The following is a 24,249-nucleotide window of genomic DNA, read 5'->3' on the forward strand; positions in this document are numbered from 1 at the left end:
GGAATAATAAACAATAGGGTATCAAAAGAATTATTGGCTATTCTTGCATCGAAGCAGGATTTCATCGTTGCCCTATAGAAATGGAGTCGCAAAGACAAAAATTTCATTTGTAAGGACAGTGATTTTATGCAGGAGAAAGCGTGTTCCTGGTATATTTGGGTGCGACAGGCTGTACGCGAAGTCAACCAGAGTGGTGGCAATAGTTTATCCGCTGTAGTTAGTTTGGTTAATAGCATGATTGATCAGGCTATTTTGTGGCGGGTCAGTGATCTTCATCTTGAGCCGATGCGTGATGGGATGCGTGTTCGTTATCGGCGAGATGGATTGCTGCAGGAGGATGTGCGAAAGTTGCCGAAGGAGATTGAAGCAGCGGTGATTTCGCGTCTTAAGGTAATGGCTGGGATGGATATTGTTCAGCGGCAGCGACCACAGGATGGACATATCCGCTATGAGCGGGATGGGAAGAAATGGTTGGATATTCGCGTGGCGTCTATGCCGGTTACCAATGGCGAGATGATGGTTCTGCGGTTTATGAATCTTGAGGATGAGATGCTGAAGGTGGCAGAACTGGGATTTTCGAAGAGGAATCAGCAAAAGTTTGAGACGCTTATCCATAGACCTGCGGGGATGTTAGTGATATGTGGTCCTATGAATTCGGGAAAAACTACATCGCTATATGCTGCAATGAATGCGTTAAATGTGTCAGAAGCGAAGTTGATCACATTGGAGGATCCTGTGGAACGGGATTTGGCTGGCGTGAATCAGGTTCAGATCAATCCGAAAGTCGGGCTCGACTATGTGACGGGATTGCGTGCTGTTCTAAGACAGGATGCAGAGAAAGTCTTGCTCGGGGAGATTCGTGACAGCCAGACGGCGGAGATGGCTGTTCGTATTGCACTGACGGGGCATTTGCTCATGACGACACTTCATACGGAGGATGCGCCATCGGTAATTTTTCGTTTGTTGGAGATGGGAATAAAACCATATCTTCTCGCAGCGACTTTATCAGGGATTGTGGCGCAGCGGCTCGTGCGTTGTGTCTGCCCTGCATGTCGCTGCTCGCATGTGGTGGAGGAAGGCTCCTGTGAAGCGGCTCTGCTGGGGGATAGTTATGAACCGGGAATGGTGCTGTGGCATGGTAGGGGATGCATCCATTGTGGCGGAACGGGATATTACGGCCGGATGGCGCTACACGAGGTGTTGGTCATGGATGATTGTCTGCGACAAGCGGTGCTCCAGCAATGTGAGCGGCAGGAGTTTTCTCACATTGCTGTGGAGCATGGCATGGAATCTCTTTGGCAGGACGGAATTTTGAAAGTAAAAGCAGGATTTACCACGTTGGCGGAGGTACGAAGAGTGCTTTACGGCAGCTAGGAAATTTCCGTTTTCGATTGGATGAGGAGGATAACGATGGAAATTTATGGTCATCATGTAATCACTTGGTATTTGGTTATTTTAAATGTCGTGACAATTTTAATTTATGGGTGGGATAAAGTATGTGCAATGCGCCAATGGTGGCGTGTGCCGGAATTAACCCTTTTACTTTTGGCGGTGGCAGGGGGAAGCATCGGGGCCATGATCGCTGTTCAAGTGTTTCATCATAAGACGTTGCATTGGAAATTCAAATATGGTTTGCCATTGATACTTATCCTGCAGGTGGCCGGGCTGATGTATCTCTTTTGGCAGAATTAATGAAAAAACAGCCATGCAGGTTCATGAGTTGCCTGCATGGCTGTATGTGTACGTGCGCTTATTGTTCGGCGTTGGTCAGTTTTTGAGGGAGCAGGCCTTTGTAGTGGAAATACATCCACAACTGCAAAGGCAGCATCAAAAAGAAATAGACCGTAGCAATGGCCGTCAGTTCAAATACATTGAAAATATGCATGGACAAGTAGTCCCACCACATGAGGGTCAATACTATGACTACGATGGCATCAAAGAGCAGCCAGCTCGAAGTTTTGAAGCCTCGAGTTCCTTGGGTAAAGGGTGGTTTTAATGATGCTATTGTAGTGCTTCCCATCCGTTTTGCCCATTGGTCATGTATGGACCAACAGATGGAAAGTACGCTGGCCGTGGCTGTCAGCCAGATAAGAGAGATAATGTAGATGGTCCCTGCAATATGAAAGAGATAGGGGCTTTGCATCAGGCCGTTATGGAATAGATACATAAGTACGACCGCCTCGAGGATAATACCAAATTTGATGAATTTTAGCGAGGCATAATAGCAAGTGGATAGGAAGGATAATTCCTCCGGCCATTCAATCAAGGGGCTTTGCCAGCCCTCTTTCCGAGATTCTAGATAGAATCCCACGGCCCCGGCAAATACAAATACCTCCATTTTGTGCGGTTCATCCACGATAAATAATGCCAGCAATACCAGTCCCATATAGATTAGATAGCGGGCGGATGTCATAAAGTTTTCTTCCTCATTCATTATATCAACACCTCCAAAAGATAGCGTAGCAGGTTATTCTTAGGGGGGGATGAAAATATAACGAGATTCGAATTAAAGGATTCGTGTGGAAAAAGATGGTAGAGCAGGAGGGATGAAGATGGGAACGATACAGAGAGGAAGCGATGGAATCTATCGTTGGGTCTATGAATTGAATTTATATACGAATCCAACAATTTTTTTGCTGGTTTGTAAAATATTTTTGTCGATTGGTCTAGGACTCTTTGTGTTTATTGGTTTATTGGAAGTGCTAGAAGATGGCTTCCAATTCGAGCGGTTGCTAGATTGTGGGGTTATGTTTGCAGGTTTTTCGGCGGGGATATTGGTTTTGTCTGGTGTGGGGTATTTGGTTTATGCTTTTATTATGGGAGGAAAATATTGTGTGCTGTTTGAGATGGATGAGCGGGGCGTAAAACATACCCAGCTGCCGCATCAGATGAAAAAAGCGCAGGTAATTGGGATATTGGCTGCTATGACGGGGGCAGCTACGGGGAATTTTACGACAATGGGAGCGGGTGTGCTAGCTGCCTCTCACAATAGTATGTATTCGGAATTTTCTAAGGTGAAACGTATGGAAATTTTGCGGAATCGAAATGTCATAAAGCTCAATGAACCCATGAATTACAATCAGGTCTATGTGGATGATGATAATTTTGATTTTGTTAGGACGTTTATCCAGGCGAGAGTGGGGCAAGGCGAGGCGAAAATGAAATGACGGTATTCTGGCGATTGTTGACATTATATCGACGAAAGTATTAAATTATTACTTAAATAGTGTACGGAACTTGAACCGGTTGGTGGGAGAAACGAATGAACAAGGAAATGAGAGAGAAATAATGCGTGCATCATCGGAACAGATAGAGATAATACGAGCATCACAGGCGCTGCAGCGCGGGCAGGTCATGAAGATTGACGCCTGCGCAGGTTCAGGCAAGACCACTACGCTGGTGGCAGTGGCCAATGCCAATCCGCAGAAACGCTTCTTGTATTTGGCGTTCAATCGCAGTATCGCCGACAAGGCCAATCAGGTATTTCCGGGAAATACCAGGGCGATGACTATGCACAGCATGGCCTATCGTCATTTTTTTCGCAGTGGGGTGCGTCCTGCTTTAGCGGCTATCAAGATCGATATGCTCCATGATGCTTTTCCACACAAGGCGAATCACGAGCTCTTCCAACTGCTCAGCCGGTATAAGGAATTCCTTATTTCTTCCGGGCGAGATTTTCCAAGCCTCGAGATCAAGAAGATTTTTGCGCTGGTGGCGGCAGGGAAACTTCCGATGCCGCACGACCATTATCTGAAGCTTTTTCAGATGCTTTCGCCAGAGGAACAAGGTTTGGGCCGGAGGTATGACTGCATTCTGGTGGATGAGAGCCAGGACTGCAATCCCGTGACGCTCAGCATCATCAATCGGGCTGCCTGCAGCCGGATTTACGTGGGCGATTCGCATCAGTCAATCTATGGTTTTCGCGGGGCAATCAATGCACTGGCGCGGCAGAAAGCGGACGTGACACTGCAGCTGACCAATTCCTTTCGCGCCCGGCAGCCGATTCTTGATCGAGCGAATCTCTATATGCAGGTGTTCATGGATATCCTCTACGATGGGCAGGTGCCGTACTATCCGATGAATTCCCTGATCAATGAAGCGAAACTCAAGAATAAGCAGACCGCCTGCATTACCCGGACCAATTCGGCGTTGGTGGATTTGATTGATGCGCACCGCGAACAGCCGGAGCGGGTTTATTTGGTCAAGAAGCCCGAGAATGTGTTCAAGACGGCCATTGCCGTCAAGGAGTTCCTCTTTGACCGGCGTAACGACTTCGTGGGGGAATACAAATTCCTGAACCGGTTGCATGGCAAGGAAGAATTGAAGGATTATGCGGAGAGCACTGCCGATGTGGAAATCTTGTCGGCCATGAAGATTGCGGAAACCTACGAGGATGATCTGTATGAGCTTCTGGATGTTGCCGGCCGAATGAACAGGCCGGAGGCACCTGTCGTGCTGACCAATGCGCATACCAGTAAGGGCCTGGAATGGCATACCGTAAAATTGATGGATGATTTCCCGGATTTAGGGGTTCGTTATATGAGCTGCCGCTTCCATCCGGTAAAAATTCGTTCGGATATGAGCCATTTAGAGCAGCAGGATGAGCGGTTCAAGGACTTTATCCAGGAACTCAATCTTTATTATGTCGCGGTAACCAGGGCGCAGATCAAGCTGGTGGATATGACGGAGAATGCTGCTTATCAAAGTCGGGAGGCAATCCTTGCGCACTTACAGGAATGTGAGGCACAGGTCCGGAAGGCACAGGACAGGCGCAAGCTCCAGCGGGACAAGGAGCAGGAAAGGGCTTGGATAGCGAAAAATGCCAGCAAGCACCGCAAAACCTCACAGCTTACGATGTGGGAAACGGAACGGGAGACGCTTCTAAACCGCATGCGGAAAAACATCAGCGATTGTGCGGATTCGGCTCATAACTTCAAGGAGTTCAAGAATCTGTTGGCACTTGGCGGCATACTGCTCCAGAAGAGGAAAAGCGGCTGGGCCTATGTGGACTTCTATGGCCGGGGGATAACGGATGAAAGACTGGGGAAGGAGTTTACTAAGGATAACATCATGAAAGCGCTGAACGGCTGAAGGAAAAAATTCTGCTCGAAGCAGGAAAGGTTAGGTTGCTGTCAGAAAAATAACATAAAGGAATGCGCACTTTCCTTGGGAAAAGATCCGGATGTCGTCGGGAATAAACCGAGAAAGGGGATACTCAAATGAGCGGAAATCCTATGTTTAACATTTCCTATGGACTATATGTGTTGACGGGGAACGATGGGCAAAAGGACAATGGCTGTATCATCAATACCGTGACGCAGGTTACTTCGGAACCCAATCAGATAACCATTGCCGTAAACAAGGGAAATTATACGCATGACATGATTAGGGATACAAAGGACTTCACGGTATCCGTGATAAGCGAAGCGGCGGATTTTGCGTTGTTCAAGCATTTTGGCTTTTGCTCCGGCCGTGATGTGGACAAGTTCAAGGATTTTGACGCAGCCAGGCGCACGGCTAATGGAACGTTAGCCGTGACAAAAGGAACCAACGCGTATATTTCCGGCCGTGTTACCAAAAACTGGGATGTGGGAAGCCACACCATATTCTTGGCGGACGTCGTGGAGAGCATGATATTATCCGCGGATAAATCTGCCACCTATGGCTATTATCAGGAGAAGATCAAACCGCGGCCGCAGGCAGCAGCCAAGGGGAAAACCGTATGGCGCTGCACCGTATGCGGCTATGAATACGAGGGTGAGGAGCTGCCGGAGGGCTATATATGCCCGATTTGCAAGCATGGCGCAGCAGATTTCGAGAAAATAACCGGTTAAGAGACTGCTGACGGCAGTAAAAAAGCACTTCCAGATGGGAGTGCTTTTTTTGCAGGTATTGGGAGGGAAATGTAGAAGATGTACCGTATCATTAGAAGCTACGAGGTGATAGGCCATGATGGATTGTGCCGATTGGCAGGATATTATCAGCAGGGAACTCCTGCGCTTGCCATCCGCCTGTTGCCAGAGCGGATTCCGAGTCTTGCGGAGATTGGGGCACCAAAAGCCTGGCAGAAGATGAAGGCGCTGGAGCAGGGGCTTATTTTAGTGACGGGGCGGACGGGGGCAGGCAAGACCACGACGCTGGCAGCCTTTATCGAGGCGCTTAATCAAGAGAAATCGTATCATATCATCACGTTGGAAAAAATCAATACCAAAGATATGATACAAATGTATGAAGTGTCTCGAAGCCTTATAATATTAGGTACTCTAGGTGTCAATTTCTTTTGCTTGTAGTTAATGCTCATTCATCCTCGTCTTCTTCATCTACGAATACAAATACTTCTTCGACTGTCTTGTCGAAGTATTTAGCAATGTTCATGGCTAGCCGCAAAGAAGGGTTGTATTTGCCATTCTCTAAGAGAGAAAGGGTTTCTCGACGAATGTCAACAGCCTCGGCTAGTTCTCCTTGGGATAGCTTCCTGGCGAGGCGCAATTCATGTATCTTAGTAATCAGTTCTGCCATGGGTTATTCTCCATCCCGCTCAAGGGTGTAGAATTTCCAGCCGGCGGCAAGGTTTCCAATACCCATTACAAAATACCCAGCAAAACTAAATGGTATGCCTCCGTCGATGAAATGTTTATCAATCGGGAGTAGGAACAGAATAGCAAAGCAGGATGCTAGAAAACCTACAGTGTATGCTTCATGTCTGTGAGCGATTGCCATTTCATCACTGGCTTCAACTTTCCCACAGACGATATATATAAGCATCATATTACGACTAGTGACAATAGTGGTAGATACCCGATAAGAAGCTATAATGGTGCTGTGCGATACTGGAAAAATAATTATTTTGATGTAATCAGTAACTACAACGAAAATGCAACCGACTAATATGTGCCCGGGAGATGATGGTATGGAACAGTCCTTATTGGAACAGCTTGATGAATATATAGAAGAGAACTACTGGTATTCGGATAGAGCATTAAAGATACGTGAGCAATTGAAAGATGTAAAATTTTCCATAGCTCGTATTGAAGAAACATGGTCTCAGCGGATGAAAAAAAGGTTGGATTTCATCTTTGCTCATTTAGAGGATACTTTTACGCAGCGTTTATGGAAGCTGATTAAGAAAAAGGGAATGTCAGATGTGGAGGTGTATAAAAAAGCCAATCTTGATAGGAGGTTGTTTTCCAAAATTAGAAATGAGAAGGCATATAGGCCTAGTAAAGGTACGGCAATCGCATTAGGGCTGGCATTAGAACTTAGTCAGGAAGAATTTGAGGATTTGTTAAAACGAGCTGGATTTGCATTATCTGGTGGTAATAAAGAAGATGTTATAGTCAACTATTTCTTGGAACATAGGAACTATGATGTGTCAACAATCAATGAAGTTTTAGTACACTATGGTTTACCGACATTAGGCGAAAGGAAAAGTTAAAATGTCGCCTAGTGAGCGACCTAAAAAAACTAGAAGTTTGCTATAATATAAAACAAGAAGCATATTTTCGTGAGCAGCATAAGGGGGTGTTGGTATGTTGGATATAGCTTTTCAATACAGCTATGAGGAAAATGATTGGATAAAATGTACTAACACTGACTATGCCCAAAAAGATATAGAAAAATTACCGGTTGTACCATTGATAGAATGGACGGGGCGTGAAGATGAAAAAGAGAATGGATTGTATGTTTATTGCCGTGAACATAATAGAATAGAAGATATACAACAAATCAAAGATGGTAAGATTATTTCTAGCGATGGATGCATTATTGAAGGATTATTTGGTATAAAAAAATGTGTGGAAAAATCTCGATACGATTATTATTATTATAGCTTAGTTCCATATAGATGGAGAATTTTTCAACGGGATGTATGTTCGAGTATAAATGTAGCAGCCGATGTCTTGGATATGGTGTGTTTGGATAGAAGAAAATATCATTGGTATAATTTTGCATTCTCGATAGATATAATAAAGCGAAAATATATAATTTCAAAATATGGATATTCCCGTCGGGACAGAAAAGATTGGACAGAGTTAAATGATGTTGATATCCCAGATGTCGTAGTTGATGCAGCAATAAATGCTATGAGAGAAAGTGTTAAACAAACTTATGGCATAGAACCCAGTGTGTTAAGCCAGATTAAGGGGAAAAATAAGATAAAAGCATATATAGAACGACCATTTGATGTAAATATTGTGTTTTTGAAGTATTTTTTTTGGAAGTATACTTGTGAGAATGGTAGAGATGATTTTGATAAAATCTTTCCTTATGAAGAGAAAGATAATTATAAAATAATCTGTAAATTGCTGGATATAAAGCCGCCTAAGAGCTTAAGAAAGGCATATACATATAACCCATATTCGATTGTGTGGTATATGATATTTAAGCAATGGAATATCAAAGATATAAATTATATGCAAAAATTCTTCTATCTTGATGATTGCATTGCGAATATGTATCTCAAGAAGTTTTATTACAATCCAGTTGAAAAAAGAACAACCCGTACCGAGCGGGATGCACTAGACCGTTGGAAAGCAGTAGAGTATTACTGTCAATGGTTGATGAGATATAAAGGCGAAAAAAAGATGATGAAGTGGCTGTATTATGTATCTGCTGAAAGAGAAATGTCGAGACTTCAGTGGGATATTATAATACCTTTTTACCAGTATCATAATGATTTGTCAGAAGAAGTAAAATCCCGGTTGTTGCGAGATGGCTTGACTGAGTATGTACACGATGCAATCAGTGTGGAAGTCACGGCTTTATCTAAAAATTGGAAACATACCAGGATAAGATATGATGAGGACATATTAGCATATGAATGTAGAATAGGGGACTATGAGTTTAGACTGGTACATAACACCGGGATGCTTCCAAAACTTGGAGCGGTGTTTAATAATTGTGTAGCAACATATCGAGATAGCGTGATAAAACATAAATCCATCATTGTTTATCTGCTTAATAAATTCGGATATCAGGCTTGTATAGAAATACAAAAGGACTGTCATATTGTGCAAGCATTGGGGAAGTATAATCATAGATTGCAAAACGATATAAATCGTATATGTTGTTTTTGGGCGAAGTATCATAATTTAGTGATTGAATCAGGGACGTTGAAGCTTTTGTCTGATGAAGAACTGCGTGCATTTGATGATATTTTGGTTGAACAGATCCCTTATGTTAAAGAAGTAGATGAAATGAATTTAAATGAGTTGCTGGCTCTGGGTGCTAACAGAATAGTGGATGGATACTATCTGAGATTGGAGGAAATGATAAGTAAGTCCAATAAGCAGCGCTTGTCGGCACCTTATTGGATGAATTTTCCGGATGAGAAGAGTAAACTATCCTATATCATACCTGATGGACAGCGCATATATGAAGCTGCATTTGCCGGGAATACTGAAGCTATGCGGGCATTAGGCTTTATGTATTACAAGGGAAAAGTCTTAAAGCGTGATTGTGACAAAGCATTGCAGTGGTTCTTGAAGGCTGCAAAATTGGGAAGTAAGGAAGCCAAGACTGAAATGAAAAGGTTGAAAAGCCTGATCAAGCATCAAGGGAATGAGCGTGACCTTGCAATACAACAGGCCTTGTATAATTTGCGACGGCGCATGACAGTGGGGCAGTGAAAAGAAAATAGGTTTCTATAAGCGACCTCTATCGGAATAAATTTAATACAATTATCATAAACAGCTTGATTAGGCAGATAGACTGCCTTATAATTAAAATGTAACAACAGATGACTTGATTATCTGTTAATTGGTGTTGATTCATGGGGGCGTGCTAGGATGCGTTGCCATGATGAGCCACGTTTCCGGGCTTGCACGTTGCCACGACCTAGCTTATGCCATGAAATAGTTGGCTGACAGAAAATGTGCAAAAGGCTCTGCTGCGGCAGGGCCTTTACTATGTATTTTTATCCAAGGATGGAAAATCATGCTACATTACGCGCTCTTTGTTCCGTGATACCGTAATGGCAGCGAGGTCAAGGTATAAGAAAAGCATCTTCATTTTGCATGGAGGTGTTATTTTTTTTGCAGGTATTCGGCTTTGTATGTAGAAGATGTACAACGTCTTTAGAGAATACGGGGTGATGATATGTGCGAGGATGTAAGTTGGCAGGCTTTTATCAATAAGGCGATTGAAAAAGAGGCATCGGATATTCATCTGACGGTAGGGCAACGGCCGCATATGCGCTGTGATGGGGTCTTGGCGCCTATGGATGATCGCCCGCTTACGGAGCAGTTTATGGTTTCGTTTTGTGCGGTCATCATGGATGATGCGCAGCGGCAGCGGCTGGATAGGGAAAAGGACATGGACCTTTCCTGGAGTTTTGCGGGGCGGCGGTTTCGTGTCAATGCGTATTATCAGCAGGGGGTTCCTGCGCTTGCCATCCGCCTGTTGCCAGAGCGGATTCCGAGTCTTGCGGAGATTGGGGCGCCAAAAGCCTGGCAGAAGATGAAGGCAATGGAGCAGGGGCTTATTTTAGTTACGGGCCGGACGGGTTCCGGCAAGACCACGACGCTGGCGGCTTTTATCGAGGCGCTTAATCAAGAGAAATCGTATCATATCATCACGTTGGAAAATCCGGTGGAGTTTCTGTATGAGCCAAAGCGCTGCTTTATCAGTCAGCGGGAGTTGGGCTGTGATTTCTTTTCGTTTCCACAGGCACTTCGCAGTGCTTTGCGTGAGATGCCGGATGTCATCCTGGTCGGTGAGATTCGTGACCAGGAGACGATGAAGACGGCGCTGATGGCTGCAGCATCTGGGGCGCTGGTACTCGGAACACTTCATACCCTATCGGCTAGGGATGTGGTTATGCGTATTGAGGGCATGTTTCCTTTGAATCAGCAGGATTCGATTCGGGCGCAGGTGGCAGAGGTGCTGCTGGGTGTTTTTTCCCAACGGCTGTTGCCCTGCCTCTCTGGCGGACGGGTGTGTATGACGGAGGTGCTATTGACGAATCCAGCGGTACAGAGCCTTATTCGTCAGGGGAAATATAGTCAGTTGGAGTCGGTGATGATGAGCCATCAAGAAGAGGGAATGCAGACGGAAAAGGCAGCTCGGGAACGGTTATATCGAGCGGGGCTTATTGCGCGGGCTGGTGAAGCAGAATGTTAGTTGGGGTGGATGGGAGGCTGACCGTATGGCGGCATACGCATATAAAGCGCGAAACCAAAGTGGGGAATTGTTTACGGGCAAGATAAAAGCCGCCTCACGCAGAGAGGCGGCTCATGAGATTCGGGCAAAAGGATTATGGGTGGCGAGTTTGCGAGAGCTAGAGCCAGTCCCAACGTCAAAGGCTAAGTCGAGGAAGTCTTTTTTGTCAGCTCAGCCATCGAGATTGGAAGTCGTTTTATTTTGCCGGCAGCTTGCCGTGCTGCTTTCAGCCGGTTTGCCGGTTCATAAAGCCTTGCAGGCCTTGTGTCAGCCAAATGGCAAGGGCGCCTATCAGCAGCTGCTTGGCAGGCTTTTGGAAGAGGTTACACAGGGAAAACCGTTGCATGAAGCGATGAATGGTTTTCCAAAAGTTTTTTCCGCGCGCATTGTCAGCATGGTCAAGGCAGGAGAAGCGGCAGGGGCGCTGGATATTCTGTTCCTGCGGTTAGCCGATTTCTTGGAAAAATCCTTTGCCGCCCAAGAAAAGTTGAAGTCGGTGCTATTATATCCGCTGATTCTTGCGGTGACGACTTTGCTGGCACTTTTGGGGATAACGGTTTTTATTCTGCCGACGTTTGCCTCGCTGCTAACGGATTTTCGGGCAGAGCTGCCACTGCCGACGAAGCTGTTGCTGGAGCTTTCGGTTATTCTTCAGCAGCATGGTCTGGTGGTGACGGTGCTGATAGGTTTTTTCGTATTGGCAGTGGTGATAGCCTGGCATCAGCCGGCGGTTCGTTATTATCTGGATGCTTGGCAATTGCGAATTCCCCTTTATGGACGGCTCGTTTGTTATGCGGAGTGGCAGATCTTGCTGGGAACGTTGGCGGTGTTGCTGGCAAACGGAATATGCCTGCATGAGGCATTGAAGCTGCTGCCTGCGGCAACCCATAATCATTATTTGCAGGCGGTTATCTCGTCTACGTGTTCAGCGGTGGAGCGTGGACAGTTGCTAGGGGCGGTTTGGTATCAATGTGATGCCTTTCCTGAGGTGTTGAGAGAAATGGTCATGGCCGGCGATATGTCTGGCGAGCTGGAAGGGATGCTGGCTAAGGGGGCGGAACTTTGTGCCGTGATTGCGGAAAATGAATCCGCACGGCTACAATCGCTGGCGGAGCCGGTGGCGATTTTCGTTGTAGGTGGTTTGGTTTTCTTTTTTGCGCTGTCGGTGCTGTTGCCACTCTTGGGAATGATGGAAGCTCTGTCGTAAGATGGAGCTTTTATTTTTTTTGCTTGATGTGGTTTCCCATGTAACGGTAATAGGTTTCTCGCATTTCTTTCCGGCTTTGGGCCGCTGGCCAAAGCTGACCTAAGGCACCTTGTCGCATGCTGGCGGCAAGGTGGTTGTAACAGTCGGGAATTGACTGGTCAAGTTTGGCGATGAGTTCTTTTACGGTTTGACGGCTGGTATTGCCATCGTGGGGACAGGGATTCTTGACCGGGTCGAATCCGTGGAAGGCCTGGGCGTCGATGATTTCCTGTTCACGGAAGTAAATGAGTGGTCGGATGACGGTGATATCGGTGCGGTCAAGGTAGGTGACTGGCGTGAAAGTATGAAGCTGTCCGGAGTACAGCAGTCCCATAAAGAAGGTTTCAACCGCGTCATCGTTGTGATGGGCATAGGCGATTTTTCGGATACCGTGTTCGTTTGCATAGCGGTTCATTGCTCCGCGGCGGAAGAAGGCGCAGGTAAAGCAGGGGCTTTTGTAGTCGGTTTCGGCCATGGCACCTTCGATATCGACATCGATGACATCATAGGGGATTTCTAACGCCTGCATGAATTTGCGAGCCCGGTCAATGTCAAAAAAAGCGGGCTGTCCGTTTTCGTCTTTAAACATCGGATTGATGGTCAGAGCAGACAGTTTGAATTTTTTATGTAAACGCTGTTGGAGAATTTTCATGGCATAGGCGAGAAAGATGCTGTCCTTACCACCAGAAATTCCGAGTAAGATGTGGTCGCCGTCCTGAATCATATCAAATTCGACAACCGCGCGTAACAGTTTGCTGAAATAGGACTGGGGAAGATTGATTTTCATAGCTACCTCTTTTTCTTTGCTAAAAATAAACAATAGGTTTATTATAACGGAAAAGAGCTTTTTATACAAAATGGGAGGAGCTTATCGTCGTATGAACAATCGCAACATATTGGCTGTTATCATGATGGCTTCGTTTCTTACTCCCTTTTCCGGCAGTGCGTTGATCCTTTCGCTGCCGGCGATGGGACAGGAGTTTCAAGTAGGGGCAGAAACCCTTAGTTGGGTGATTGAAACCTATCTGATTACGTCGCTGGTCTTTTTGCTGCCGATGGGACGTGCCGCAGACCGCTGGGGGAAGGTGCGTGTGTTTGAACTGGGAAATTTCTTGTTCCTGTTGTTTTCCTTTTTGCCCGTGCTGTTTGATTCCTTTGCGTTGCTGCTGTTGGCGCGTGGATTGCAGGGACTGGGGTCGTCTATGATTTTTGCTACGAGTACTTCGATCCTTGCCGATGCGTATCCGGGGAAAAATCGTGGCAAGGCGATGGGATGGATGGTATCCGTGGTTTATGCCGGGCTTTCGTTTGGACCGGTGATTGGCGGCTTTATGAATGATGGTCTTGGCTGGCGGAGCTTGTTTTGGTTTATGGCCTTTTACGCTGGACTGGTTTTGTTGGTGGCGCTGCGGGTGCTAAATCCTGAAAATCACAACGCCAATCAGCCACAGGAAGCAATGCCGAGGATATCTCTGCGGCTTTTTACCGAGAATCGGGAGTTTTCGTTGTCCTGCCTTACGGCGATGTTAAACTACAGTGCGACATTTGCCATCAGCTTTTTGCTTTCGCTTTATTTGCAGAGTGTATTAGGCATTAGTGCGAAAATGACTGGCTTTATCCTGTTGACGCAGCCGGTTCTCATGATGGTGTTGTCTCCGTTGACCGGGGCTTTGTCGGACCGCAAGCCGGCGTCGCTTTTATGCTCGATTGGCATGGGAATCATCACCTTGGGGCTTTTGCTGTTGGCCGTTTTGGTCGCTTACCAGGCCTTGTGGCCGGTCATTCCTATCATTATGGGAATCGGTGTCGGTTTTGCTTTTTTTGCTGCGCCCAATAATAATGCCATTATGAGTTCGTTGCCGCGGGAGTATTACAACATGGCTTCTTCGCTTTTGAGCACCATGCGTATGAGTGGACAGGTGCTGAGCATGGCGCTGGTGACGGGAATCCTTTCCTTTTCCTGGCCGGAGCTTTCGCCAGCGGAGCTTCTTACCCGCAATGTCGTGATTTCGTTCGTATTCTTTTCGGTACTTTGCTTTGCGGGTGTCATTCCGTCCTGGTTGCGTGGGAAAATGTCAAAAGGGCTTTACAGGTGAGTAGTTGCGTAGTATCCTAAAGTGGTCTTTGTGGAAAGGGGATATTTATGCGCTTATTTCACTGGGGACACCAGTTATCACCATTTCAAATTATTATGCTGAGTTTCTTGCTTTTGATTGCGCTGGGAACTTTTGCGCTGATGCTGCCCATGGCAACTAAGAGCGGCCAGCCGGCTCCGTTTTTGACGGCACTTTTTACGACGGTTTCGGCTGCCTGTGTGACTGGGCTGACACTGGAAAACACGGCGTTGTACTGGTCGGGCTTTGGTCAGTTTATTATTCTGCTGCTCATTCAAATCGGCGGGCTGGGGGTCGTGACAATGGCGGTGGCGATTGTCATGGCATCGGGCCGCCGCATCGATTTGATGCAGCGCAGTACGATGCAGGAGGCTATTGCTGCGCCGCAGCTTGGTGGTATTGTCCGCATTTTACGTTTTATTTTAAAGTTTACGGTTTTTGTTGAAGGATTAGGGGCGGCGATTCTCTTTCCGATTTTTGCCCGGGATTACGGATGGGCAGATGGCCTGTGGATGGCTTTTTTTCATTCGGTTTCGGCTTTTTGTAATGCGGGCTTTGACTTGATGGGTGCGCATCATGGTGGCTCGCTAATGGGCTATGCGGAGGATCCATGGGTCAATCTGACGATTATGGGACTCATCATAGCCGGTGGATTGGGATTTATAACCTGGGCAGATCTGCATTGGAACGGGCTTCGCTTTTCCCGTTATCGCCTGCAGACGAAAATTATTTTGTTGATGACGGCTGGTCTTATTTTGATTCCGGCGATACTTTTTTTCTTTTTGGAGTTTCAGGATTTTCCCGAAGAAGTCCGTATCTTTCAGGCGCTGTTCCAATCGGTAACTGCCAGGACGGCCGGATTTAATACGGTGGATATCAATCTGCTTAGCGAATCCGGACGATTGATGCTGGTGGTCTTGATGCTGGTGGGCGGGGCTCCTGGGTCGACGGCCGGCGGCATCAAGGCTACGACGGCCTTTGTCTTGTTGACTTCGGCGTTTGCTTCGCTGCGTCGCAAGCGGGATGTGACGTTCTTTTCCCGCCGCATTGCCGAGGAGACAAATCAGCAGGCATTGACGATTTTCCTGATGTATTTGCTGCTGTTCGTCGGGAGCAGCTGGCTCATCAGTGTCGTGGATGGATTTTCGATGGTGGACTGCATGGTCGAGACTGCTTCGGCGCTGGGGACAGTTGGCTTGTCCATCGGTTTGACAGAAAAATTATCGGTATTTTCCCAGCTGATTTTGATTTTGCTGATGTATTTTGGCCGCGTAGGAGCGCTTACGATGATTTATGCGCTGAATAAGCGAAGTGTTCCCGTTACGGGGCGTCTGCCCCAGGAGAAGATTACCGTCGGCTGACGGCAGGAGGTACTCATGAAAAAATCTGTATTACTGATCGGTCTTGGTCGTTATGGGCGGCATGTAGCACAAGAACTCTACCAAATGAAACACGATATCCTAGCCGTGGATAAGGATGAGGAGCGCGTCAATATGGTATTGCCATACGTGACGAATGCATTAATGGCCGACAGTACGAATAAAAGCTTTTTGGAATCCCTGGGGATTCGGGATTTTGATTTGTGCATAGTAGCCATTGGTGACGATTTCCAGAGTTCGCTGGAGACGACTTCGCTGCTAAAGGAATTGGGGGCAAAATACGTAGTCGCGCGAGCTTCGCGGGGAATTCATGAGAAATTTCTCCTGCGCAATGGCGCCGATGAGGCCGTTTACCCAGAAAAACAACTGGCAAAGTGGACGGCTATCCGCTTTGGCTATGACCATATCCTCGATTATTTCCGATTGAGCGACCGCTATGCGGTTTATGAATTGCCGATTCCGGAAGAATGGAACGGCAAAACCTTGGGGGAGCTTCAGGTTCGCAAGCATTATCATGTCAACGTTCTGGGAATCAAGAAAGCCGGTATTCTCGATGTAGAGATAACGGCTGAGACCACAATGAACCAAGAAGACACAGTATTGGTAATCGGCAAGCGTAATGATTTGGAAAAATATTTCCATATTTAATGAGATGGTGGCAGATGGAAAAGAATCTTACAACCGGCAGTGTGGTTCGCAATATTTTTGTCTTTGCCCTGCCGTTTTTCTTCTCGTATTTTTTGCAGACCCTCTACGGGATGGCAGACCTCTTCATTATCGGTCAATTTGAAGGAGCGGCCAGTATAACGGCGGTTTCGGTGGGCAGTCAGGTCATGCACATGATTACGGTGATGCTGGTGGGGCTGTCCATGGGCACAACGGTAATGATTGCCCAGTCCGTTGGCGCGCGGAATAAGGCCAGCGTCAGGGCGTCGATTGGCAACACCATTACCCTGTTTTTGCTGGTGGCGGTGGTGCTGGCCGTGGTATTGGTCTTAGGTACGGAGCCCATCACCCGCTGGATGTCGACGCCGGCGGAGGCAGTGCCGGGAACTTGCCAGTATCTATTTGTTTGCTTTTTGGGGATTCCCTTGATTACGGTGTATAATATCATCAGTGCCATATTTCGCGGTCTGGGAGATGCCAAATCCCCTATGTATTTTGTGGCAGTGGCCTGTGTGGGAAACATCCTGTTGGATTATCTCTTTATGGGATTTTGGCGGCTGGGGCCGGTGGGGGCAGCCTATGGCACCTTGATTGCCCAAGGTGTCAGTGTGGTGCTGGCCTTAGGTTATATCGCGCAGAAAAAAGCCATGGCGATTGCCTGGTCTGATTTGCGGCCTCGGCAAAAAGTCATGGGGCAGCTCTTGCGCATCGGTGTTCCCATTTCCCTGCAGGATGGGTTCATCCAGATTGCCTTTCTGGTCATTACCATCATTGCGAATATGCGTGGGCTCACCGATGCCGCAGCGGTTGGCATTGTGGAAAAATTCATCAGCTTTGTCTTTCTGGTGCCGTCCTCTATGCTGGCCACGGTTTCAGCGCTGGGGGCGCAGAATATCGGGGCAGGCAAGATGGTTCGTGCCCGCAAGACCCTTTGGTATGCCCTGGACATTTGCCTTATCTTTGGGGTAGTGGTTTCCCTCTTGACCCAGTTCGCAGCGGACAGAATCGTTGGCATTTTTACCCAGGAGCCTGCTGTCATTGTGGCTGGAGCTTTGTATTTGCAAGGGTATATCTTTGACTGTATCTTTGCCGGGATACATTTTTCCTTTAGTGGTTTTTTCTGCGCTCTGGGACGGTCAGAGTTTTCCTTCCTGCATAATCTCATTGCCATCGTTACCGCCCGGATACCTTTGGTTTGGCTGGCTTCCAACTGGTATCCCGATACCCTTTTCCCAATGGGGCTGGCCACTTGTGCCGGTTCGGTGGTATCGGTGGTCATCTGCCTGTTTTTCTTCTGGCGGCTAAAGGGCTGGGGAACCAAGCGCCATGTGTTTTCGTCATTAAAATAATAGATATAGGGGATAGAAATGGTTAGAGAAATTGTAAAAGACGTGTTTTTTTTACAGCAAAAATCGGTTAAGGCAACAAAAGCAGATATTGCCGTGGCCCAAGACCTCCTGGATACATTAGCCGCACATCGCGAAGGCTGTGTCGGCTTAGCGGCCAATATGATTGGCGAAGCCAAATGCATTATTGCCGTAAACCTGGGTGATAGGGACGTTGCGTTGCTAAATCCCGAGATTGTGAAGCATTCGGCTAAGTCCTACAAGACGACAGAGGGCTGTTTGTCGCTAACTGGGGAGCGGGAAACGGAGCGGTTTGAGACGATTGAAGTTAAATACCGGGATATGAACTTTGCCAAGCAGAAAGCAAAATTTAGCGGCTTTACGGCCCAGATTATCCAGCATGAAATCGACCATTGCCAGGGGATTCTGATTTAACCGGCAGGGGCAACTCTAGCAAAAATAGCTAAGTGGGAGTAGAAGCTTCGGATAAAGACGGCAGTATCGATAAAAGAAGGGAAGTAGACATATGAAAGCAATGGTACTTAGCAGTGGCGGCGTGGATTCCACGACGGCTTTGGGGCTGGCAATAAAAAAATACGGCCGGGAAAATGTGATAGCTCTGTCCCTGTCCTATGGGCAGAAACACGACAAAGAAATTGAAGCCGCGAAGGCGGTGGCGGCGCATTATGGCATTGAGCAGCTCTTTTTGGATCTCAGCAAGATTTTCCAGTACAGCAATTGCTCATTGTTAAAGCAGTCCGATGAAGAAATCCCGGAAGAGAGCTACGCCGAACAAATCAAGGAGACAAAGGGGGAGACACCGGTCAGCACTTATGTGCCTTTCCGCAACGGGCTGTTTCTCTCAACGGCGGCCAGCATTGCCCTTAGCAAGGGCTGCAGCATCATTTATTATGGTGCCCATGCCGACGATGCGGCTGGCTTTGCATATCCTGATTGTTCACCGGTATTTAATGATGCCATGAATCAAGCTATATGGGAAGGATCGGGACATCAGCTGAAAATCGAAGCGCCCTTTGTGAACATCAACAAGGCCGAAGTGGTAAAAATCGGCCTGGAACTCGGCGTTCCCTATGAGCTGACCTGGTCCTGCTACGAGGGCGGTGAAAAGCCCTGCGGCAAATGCGGCACCTGCATCGACCGCGCCGCCGCATTCCACGCCAACGGCGTCGAAGATCCAGCTAATTGCTGAGGGCACAGTTTGACATGTCAAACAGGAAAAAGTCTTGACAGGTCAATTAGCTATCTGCTAAACTGAGCGTAACAAGTAAATATAGCCGTGCAGGACTGACGGATTCGTGGAATTGACCACATGTACTGCAGGGCTTTTAACGCCGACCGTCTGGGCAGAGATTATGCTCAGGCGGTTTTTGTCGTTTGAGCATAATCTCCTTTGGATTGCTGCTTGGCAGCAGAAAGGATGGTTCTCATGCGAAATCGTTGGCTCATTGCGTTAGCAGCCGTTGGTATTCATATTTCCATCGGCAGTGTCTATGCCTGGAGTGTTCTTACTCGTCCTATTATTGAGGCGATGGGATTTACCCTTTCGGAAACGACCTGGACCTTTTCCCTAGCGATTCTGTTCCTGGGAATGTCGGCAGGGCTCTTGGGGCGATTCGTGGAAAAGTATGGCCCGAAAAAAAGCGGACTGATATCCATGCTGTTATTTTGCACGGGCATGTTTGGTACAGCGCTGGCCTTGCACCTGCATAATTTGGCGCTATTATACCTTTTCTACGGGGTTATTGGCGGTATTGGCCTTGGCGTCGGCTACATCACGCCGGTATCGACGCTGGTAAAGTATTTCCCCAATCATCGCGGCTTTGCGACAGGTCTTGCCATCATGGGCTTTGGCTTTGCCGCGCTGGTAGCCGGGCCTGTCATGCAGTTTTTGACGGCTCGCGTTGGTCTTGTCAATAATTTCCTGATTTTGGGGGCGGTCTACATGATCCTCATGGGCGCGTCGGCTCTCTACTTGAAACCGCCCGTGCAGAAAAAAGGCAAGGCACAGGTTACGCGCTTGCAGCATGGGGCTACAGCGGCTGAGGCCATCAAGACCTGGCAGTTTGGTGCGCTTTGGTGGGTGTTCTTTGTCAATATCACCTGTGGTATCGGCCTGTTGGCGGTGGCTTCGCCCATGGCCCAGCACGTCGTTGGCATGGATGCCGCGCAGGCCGCGTCGATGGTCGGTATCATCGGCCTCTTAAATGGCGGTGGCCGCATCCTTTGGTCGACGCTGTCGGATTATCTGGGCCGCGGGCTTACCTACATGGTATTTTTCGCCCTCGAAGTCGGTGCGTTTTATCTGCTGGCTGGTACTAAGGATGCCATGCTGTTCCAGCTGCTGGTGTTTTTGATCATCAGCTGCTATGGCGGCGGCTTTTCGTGCATGCCGGCCTATCTTTCCGACATCTTCGGTACTAGGGAACTCAGTGCGATTCATGGCCGCGTGCTGACGGCTTGGGGCGTTGCTGGTGTCGTCGGGCCGACCATCGTCTCGTGGTTTTGGGAGCACACCCATAGCTATACGACGACGCTGACCTTCTTTGCGGGTTGCTTTGTGCTCAATTTCCTGATTGCAACGGTGCTCAAGCTGCATGGCAGCCGCCGGTCTAGCCTCGTCAAGACGGCAAATACTTAACCGAATATCGTCAGCCTCCCTTGGCAGGACTTTTCCGTTTATACGCGAATACTAGCGTATAGTGAGGAGAATTATGCATGATAAGGGAGGTTTTTCTATGGGAATCTTGGAGTCCATCGGCAAGCGTCGCACCTATTATCAGATCAATAAGGAGTTGCCGGTGGCAGTAGAGAAGATCCGCAAAGTGGTGGAGCAGGCAACGGAGCTTACTCCCGATGCCTTCAATATGAAGTCGGCCCGCGTCGTATTGGCGCTGGGGGCGAAGCAAGATGCGCTTTGGGATGCCGTCTATGATGCATTCGGTGGTAAGGTGGCACGGGAGAAAATTGACGGATTCAAGGCCGGCGCAGGCACCGTACTCTATTTTTATGACGAGGAAGTCATCAAGAGCCTGCAGAGCCAGTTCCCCATGTATGCGGAAAACTTCCCGACTTGGGCCCAGCAGGCAAATGGCATGCTGCAGTTTGCCATTTGGACGGCTCTGCGCGACTTGGATGTGGGAGCTAATATCCAGCACTACAATCCAGTTATCGATAAGACGGTGCGGGATTTGTTTGATTTACCAGCATCGTGGAAACTTATCGCGCAGATGCCTTTTGGCGGCATTGTGGCTGAACCGGAACCTAAGGAGCAGGAAGACATCGCTATTCGCGTCCAAGTGCAGGTATGATAGCTAGTGAGGAAGAGGAGATAAAAATGAGCAATCCGATGTTTAATATTTCTGGTTATACGTGTTGACGGCTAATGCTGGGCAGAAGGACAACGACTGCATCATCAACACGGTGACCTAAGTTACATCAGACCCCAATCAGATAACCATTGCGGTAAACAAGGGAAACTACACCCACGATATTATCCTGGAGACTAAGGCTTTTACCGTGTCCGTGATAAGTGAAGCGGCGGATTTTGAGAAGGTCGTCAGTTAACCATCAGGTATTGGGCCTCCTATATTTTTCATCCTGAAGTATGGAAGCAATGGACGAGATGATTCGGCGCATCAAAGCCCTGGGTGTTTCGATAATCTTACGGAACGTAAATTGAATAAATAGGAAGTTTATCCCCCTAGGGGGCTTACGACACCTTTTATCAGGTATTAGAATAAAAGGGTATTCATTTATTCTTTTTCTTGATAAAAGGAGTTGAGGAAGATGCATATTCCAGAGAATTATCTCAGTCCGTCGACTTGTGCTGTTATGACGGCGGCGATGCTGCCGGTTTGGTTCATGGCCGTTCAGAAGGTGAAAAAAGAACTGCCAAAGGAAAAGATGCCTTTGTTGGGGATTGGTGCTGCTTTTTCCTTTTTGGGCATGATGTTTAATGTTCCACTTCCTGGGGGGACTACTGGACATGCCGTCGGTGCTACACTGCTGGCCATCATGTTTGGCCCATGGGCAGCTTGCCTGGCCGTCAGTGTGGCTTTGTTCGTCCAGGCGCTTTTCTTCGGGGATGGAGGAATTCTGGCTTTTGGTGCGAACTGTTTTAATATGGCATTTGTGATGCCCTTTGTGGGTTGGGGAATATTTCGCAAGCTTCGGGGTATGATGCCACAGCATACGCTTTTCGCCGCTGGTATTGGCAGCTATGTCGGCATCAATATGGCTGCGCTGGCGGCGGCTATTGAGTTCGGTGTTCAGCCGCTTTTGTTTACCGATGCGGCCGGACAGGCACTTTATTGTCCCTATCCCTTGTCCATTTCGATTCCGGCTATGATGGCAGGTCATTTGACGTTGTTTGGACTGGCGGAGGTCGTGTTTACCGTGGCGATTCTTGGGTATCTCAAAAAAGCGGCACCTGCTATGCTGGAGGAGCAGAACTCTCATGCGGGTTCGATGGTTTACGGCTTGCTGGCTCTTTTGATTGTCGGCACGCCGCTGGGACTTTTAGCAGCTGGGACTGCCTGGGGTGAATGGGATCCGGAGGAACTGGCGGAGCAGGATTTCCTCGGGACGGAACTTGGTTATACACCGGCCGGTATGGAAAATGGTTTTTCCTTTGAGGCGTTATTTCCTGATTATTCGATTGCAGGGATGCCGGAGTCCTTTGGCTATATTTTGTCGGCCATCATTGGCACGGCGCTTTTGATTGTTGCATTTAAAATTATGGCAACGTTTTTCCATCATCATACCGATTATGATACGTCGGTTCAGGGAAACTGATTGCTTTGTGGTGAGGCGATAGATTTGAATCTTCCCGAATGGGCAAAACAGGAAGAAATATATCGACCCAATCGAGACCGGGATTACTTTATTTCCCGGTCTCTTTTGCGTGTCATGTCTGTACTGGCGGCTATCCGCCGTCAGGCGCAGACCACTTGGGAAAAAGATGTTCCGGCGGTAGGGGCACTTTGTTTTTTATTGGGCTGGCTGCTCTTAAGTGTGGCCGCTCATACGATGGCGTTTCTCATCTGCCAATTGGCTTTGGAAGTGGTCGCTCTTTGTTTTTTGACCGGTCAGGCCTCGCGGCGGATTTTATCGAGTGCGGGTCTGGCGGGCTTGTTTTCGCTGATGCTCATGTTGCCGGCATTTTGGTGGGGAAATAGCGGGCTCGTGCTGCTGCTTCCCGTTAAGACGTTTTTGACCGTGACGGCTCTAGGTATTCTTCAGGAATGCTTGCCGTGGAATCAGCTTACAAGGGCGCTGCGTTTTTTTCATATTCCGCAGCCGGTTATTTTTTTGTTGGATACTACCCTTCGCTATGTGATTTTGCTAGGGGAGATGGCCGAAGATTTACTCACGGCCCTAAAATTGCGTTCGGTGGGTCATAATAGGAAAAAGCATCGCGCAATCGGTGGCGTGTTGGGGGTCCTCTTCCTGCGCTCTCAGGAGATGTCGGAAGTTCTGTATGAAGCCATGGTATGCCGCGGATTTACTGGTGAATATTATCCATCTCCAGGGAAACATTTCCACTGGGCAGACGTTTTTCTACTCCTGGTGTTTCTCGGTTATTGCTATTTGTTTCTGTCGCTGGAGGTGCATTTATGATTCGATTCGAAGATGTTTGCTATGCCTATGATGGTGTTCCGGTACTGCGTCATGTGGATTTTATCGTGAAAAAGAGCGAAGTGGTGGCGATAACTGGCCCGAATGGAGCTGGTAAGTCAACGCTTCTGCGGATGGTAAATGGCCTTATCTATCCGGAGCTTGGCGGTTACTTTTATGAGGGCGAGAAAATCACCGCAGCTAAGATGCGGGAACATCGCTACTCGAAATGGTTTCATCAGCAAGTCGGCTACCTATGGCAGAATCCGGACAGTCAGCTGTTTTGTGGTAGTGTGGAAGAGGAGTTGGCGTTTGGCCCTGAGCAAATGGGGCTTACTTCAAGAGAAGTCCATACCCGGGTCGAAGATGCATTGTCGCTGCTCGGAATCGAAAAACTACGCAAGCGAGCGCCGTTTACGCTGTCGGGGGGCGAGAAGAAAAAAGTGGCAATCGCCTCGGTTCTCACCATGAATCCTTCGGTATGGACTTTCGATGAGCCGCTTAGTTCACTGGATGAAGAATCCCGGAAGTGGCTCTTGGAATTTTTGATGGCGTTGAAGGCGGCCGGCAAGACGCTTATGATATCGACCCATGAAATAGAACGAATCAAGGGCTTGGTGGACAAAGAAATACGCATCAATACGCGACATCAAGTCCAAGTCGTTTGAGTTGTGTCATGTGTCCTAAAATTGACGTGGTCAATC

Annotated in this window: 24 protein-coding genes, 1 pseudogene and 1 riboswitch; of the genes and pseudogenes, 22 read left to right on the forward strand and 3 right to left on the reverse strand. The window is 47.8% G+C overall.

Annotated elements, in window-relative coordinates; genetic code table 11:
- Positions 1–126 precede the first annotated feature (126 nt).
- Both T504_RS0101275 and T504_RS0101280 read left to right on the forward strand, forming a co-directional pair.
- The gene (locus T504_RS0101275) at positions 127–1,374 is read left to right on the forward strand and encodes a GspE/PulE family protein (RefSeq protein ID WP_033169205.1); all 1,248 of its coding nucleotides are present in this window, start codon (positions 127–129) and stop codon (positions 1,372–1,374) included.
- 36 nt (positions 1,375–1,410) lie between these two features.
- A complete protein-coding gene (locus tag T504_RS0101280; protein WP_033169206.1) occupies positions 1,411–1,692 on the forward strand; it encodes a DUF1294 domain-containing protein in 282 nt (93 codons plus the stop codon).
- A gap of 58 nt (positions 1,693–1,750) precedes the next feature.
- Here the strand turns inward: T504_RS0101280 and T504_RS14500 are convergent, their stop codons facing one another.
- Complete coding sequence (locus tag T504_RS14500) at positions 1,751–2,434, reverse strand: hypothetical protein (protein WP_033169207.1); 684 nt, start codon at positions 2,432–2,434, stop codon at positions 1,751–1,753.
- Positions 2,435–2,552: 118 nt separating this feature from the next.
- Between T504_RS14500 and T504_RS0101290 the strand changes: the two genes are divergently transcribed.
- The 4 genes from T504_RS0101290 to T504_RS15015 all read left to right on the forward strand — a co-directional run bounded on the left by T504_RS0101290 (position 2,553) and on the right by T504_RS15015 (position 6,290).
- A complete protein-coding gene (locus T504_RS0101290; protein ID WP_033169208.1) occupies positions 2,553–3,167 on the forward strand; it encodes a hypothetical protein in 615 nt (204 codons plus the stop codon).
- A 121-nt stretch (positions 3,168–3,288) separates the two neighbouring features.
- Positions 3,289–5,091, forward strand: coding sequence for a UvrD-helicase domain-containing protein (locus T504_RS0101295; protein ID WP_033169209.1), 1,803 nt, complete (start codon positions 3,289–3,291; stop codon positions 5,089–5,091).
- Between the two features lie 128 nt (positions 5,092–5,219).
- Positions 5,220–5,834: a flavin reductase gene (locus T504_RS0101300; protein WP_033169210.1), complete on the forward strand. Its 615-nt coding sequence runs from the start codon at positions 5,220–5,222 to the stop codon at positions 5,832–5,834.
- 78 nt (positions 5,835–5,912) lie between these two features.
- On the forward strand, positions 5,913–6,290 hold the full coding sequence (locus T504_RS15015; RefSeq protein WP_033169211.1) for an ATPase, T2SS/T4P/T4SS family: 378 nt from the start codon (positions 5,913–5,915) through the stop codon (positions 6,288–6,290).
- Positions 6,291–6,297: 7 nt separating this feature from the next.
- On the opposite strand, the gene T504_RS0101310 is transcribed toward T504_RS15015, so the two are convergent.
- Positions 6,298–6,519: a helix-turn-helix transcriptional regulator gene (locus T504_RS0101310; protein WP_033169212.1), complete on the reverse strand. Its 222-nt coding sequence runs from the start codon at positions 6,517–6,519 to the stop codon at positions 6,298–6,300.
- Positions 6,520–6,910: 391 nt separating this feature from the next.
- On the opposite strand from T504_RS0101310, the gene T504_RS0101320 reads away from it, so the two are divergent.
- From T504_RS0101320 to T504_RS0101335, 4 genes are all read left to right on the forward strand, one after another.
- Positions 6,911–7,435: a helix-turn-helix domain-containing protein gene (locus tag T504_RS0101320; protein ID WP_033169214.1), complete on the forward strand. Its 525-nt coding sequence runs from the start codon at positions 6,911–6,913 to the stop codon at positions 7,433–7,435.
- Positions 7,436–7,529: 94 nt separating this feature from the next.
- On the forward strand, positions 7,530–9,626 hold the full coding sequence (locus tag T504_RS0101325; protein ID WP_033169215.1) for a tetratricopeptide repeat protein: 2,097 nt from the start codon (positions 7,530–7,532) through the stop codon (positions 9,624–9,626).
- A gap of 469 nt (positions 9,627–10,095) precedes the next feature.
- Positions 10,096–11,118 (forward strand): type IV pilus twitching motility protein PilT, encoded by a 1,023-nt coding sequence (locus T504_RS0101330; protein ID WP_033169216.1) that lies wholly within the window; start codon positions 10,096–10,098, stop codon positions 11,116–11,118.
- 25 nt (positions 11,119–11,143) lie between these two features.
- Entirely contained in the window at positions 11,144–12,364 is a 1,221-nt protein-coding gene (locus T504_RS0101335; protein ID WP_081823329.1) for a type II secretion system F family protein, read from the forward strand.
- 10 nt (positions 12,365–12,374) lie between these two features.
- On the opposite strand, the gene T504_RS0101340 is transcribed toward T504_RS0101335, so the two are convergent.
- Positions 12,375–13,190 carry a tRNA 2-thiocytidine biosynthesis TtcA family protein gene (locus T504_RS0101340; RefSeq protein WP_033169218.1) on the reverse strand — a complete coding sequence of 272 codons (816 nt, stop codon included), beginning with the start codon at positions 13,188–13,190 and terminating at the stop codon, positions 12,375–12,377.
- A gap of 91 nt (positions 13,191–13,281) precedes the next feature.
- On the opposite strand from T504_RS0101340, the gene T504_RS0101345 reads away from it, so the two are divergent.
- The 12 genes and pseudogenes from T504_RS0101345 (at position 13,282) to T504_RS0101395 (ending at position 24,213) form a co-directional block, all read left to right on the forward strand.
- The gene (locus T504_RS0101345) at positions 13,282–14,499 is read left to right on the forward strand and encodes an MFS transporter (protein ID WP_051635125.1); all 1,218 of its coding nucleotides are present in this window, start codon (positions 13,282–13,284) and stop codon (positions 14,497–14,499) included.
- A gap of 47 nt (positions 14,500–14,546) precedes the next feature.
- On the forward strand, positions 14,547–15,878 hold the full coding sequence (locus T504_RS0101350) for a TrkH family potassium uptake protein (protein WP_033169220.1): 1,332 nt from the start codon (positions 14,547–14,549) through the stop codon (positions 15,876–15,878).
- A 15-nt stretch (positions 15,879–15,893) separates the two neighbouring features.
- Positions 15,894–16,544, forward strand: coding sequence for a potassium channel family protein (locus T504_RS0101355; RefSeq protein WP_033169221.1), 651 nt, complete (start codon positions 15,894–15,896; stop codon positions 16,542–16,544).
- Between the two features lie 14 nt (positions 16,545–16,558).
- A complete protein-coding gene (locus tag T504_RS0101360) occupies positions 16,559–17,911 on the forward strand; it encodes an MATE family efflux transporter (RefSeq protein WP_033169222.1) in 1,353 nt (450 codons plus the stop codon).
- Positions 17,912–17,929: 18 nt separating this feature from the next.
- Positions 17,930–18,343 carry a peptide deformylase gene (locus tag T504_RS0101365; RefSeq protein WP_033169223.1) on the forward strand — a complete coding sequence of 138 codons (414 nt, stop codon included), beginning with the start codon at positions 17,930–17,932 and terminating at the stop codon, positions 18,341–18,343.
- 91 nt (positions 18,344–18,434) lie between these two features.
- The gene (queC, locus tag T504_RS0101370; RefSeq protein ID WP_033169224.1) at positions 18,435–19,118 is read left to right on the forward strand and encodes a 7-cyano-7-deazaguanine synthase QueC; all 684 of its coding nucleotides are present in this window, start codon (positions 18,435–18,437) and stop codon (positions 19,116–19,118) included.
- 81 nt (positions 19,119–19,199) lie between these two features.
- Positions 19,200–19,281, forward strand: a riboswitch (ZMP/ZTP riboswitch).
- Positions 19,282–19,355: 74 nt separating this feature from the next.
- Positions 19,356–20,567 (forward strand): L-lactate MFS transporter, encoded by a 1,212-nt coding sequence (locus tag T504_RS0101375; RefSeq protein WP_033169225.1) that lies wholly within the window; start codon positions 19,356–19,358, stop codon positions 20,565–20,567.
- Positions 20,568–20,664: 97 nt separating this feature from the next.
- Positions 20,665–21,237 (forward strand): nitroreductase family protein, encoded by a 573-nt coding sequence (locus tag T504_RS0101380; RefSeq protein ID WP_033169226.1) that lies wholly within the window; start codon positions 20,665–20,667, stop codon positions 21,235–21,237.
- Positions 21,238–21,370: 133 nt separating this feature from the next.
- A pseudogene (locus T504_RS15050) lies at positions 21,371–21,493 on the forward strand (hypothetical protein); the annotation flags it as partial.
- A 222-nt stretch (positions 21,494–21,715) separates the two neighbouring features.
- The gene (cbiM, locus tag T504_RS0101385; protein ID WP_033169227.1) at positions 21,716–22,723 is read left to right on the forward strand and encodes a cobalt transporter CbiM; all 1,008 of its coding nucleotides are present in this window, start codon (positions 21,716–21,718) and stop codon (positions 22,721–22,723) included.
- Positions 22,724–22,747: 24 nt separating this feature from the next.
- Positions 22,748–23,548 carry an energy-coupling factor transporter transmembrane component T gene (locus T504_RS0101390; protein ID WP_033169228.1) on the forward strand — a complete coding sequence of 267 codons (801 nt, stop codon included), beginning with the start codon at positions 22,748–22,750 and terminating at the stop codon, positions 23,546–23,548.
- Positions 23,545–24,213, forward strand: a complete 669-nt coding sequence (locus T504_RS0101395; RefSeq protein WP_033169229.1) for an energy-coupling factor ABC transporter ATP-binding protein — start codon at positions 23,545–23,547, stop codon at positions 24,211–24,213. Before T504_RS0101390 ends, T504_RS0101395 begins: the two co-directional genes overlap by 4 nt.
- The last annotated feature ends 36 nt before the right edge of the window (positions 24,214–24,249 follow it).

The sequence above is a fragment of the Selenomonas sp. ND2010 genome (genome assembly GCF_000702005.1).
Lineage (GTDB): Bacteria > Bacillota > Negativicutes > Selenomonadales > Selenomonadaceae > Selenomonas_A.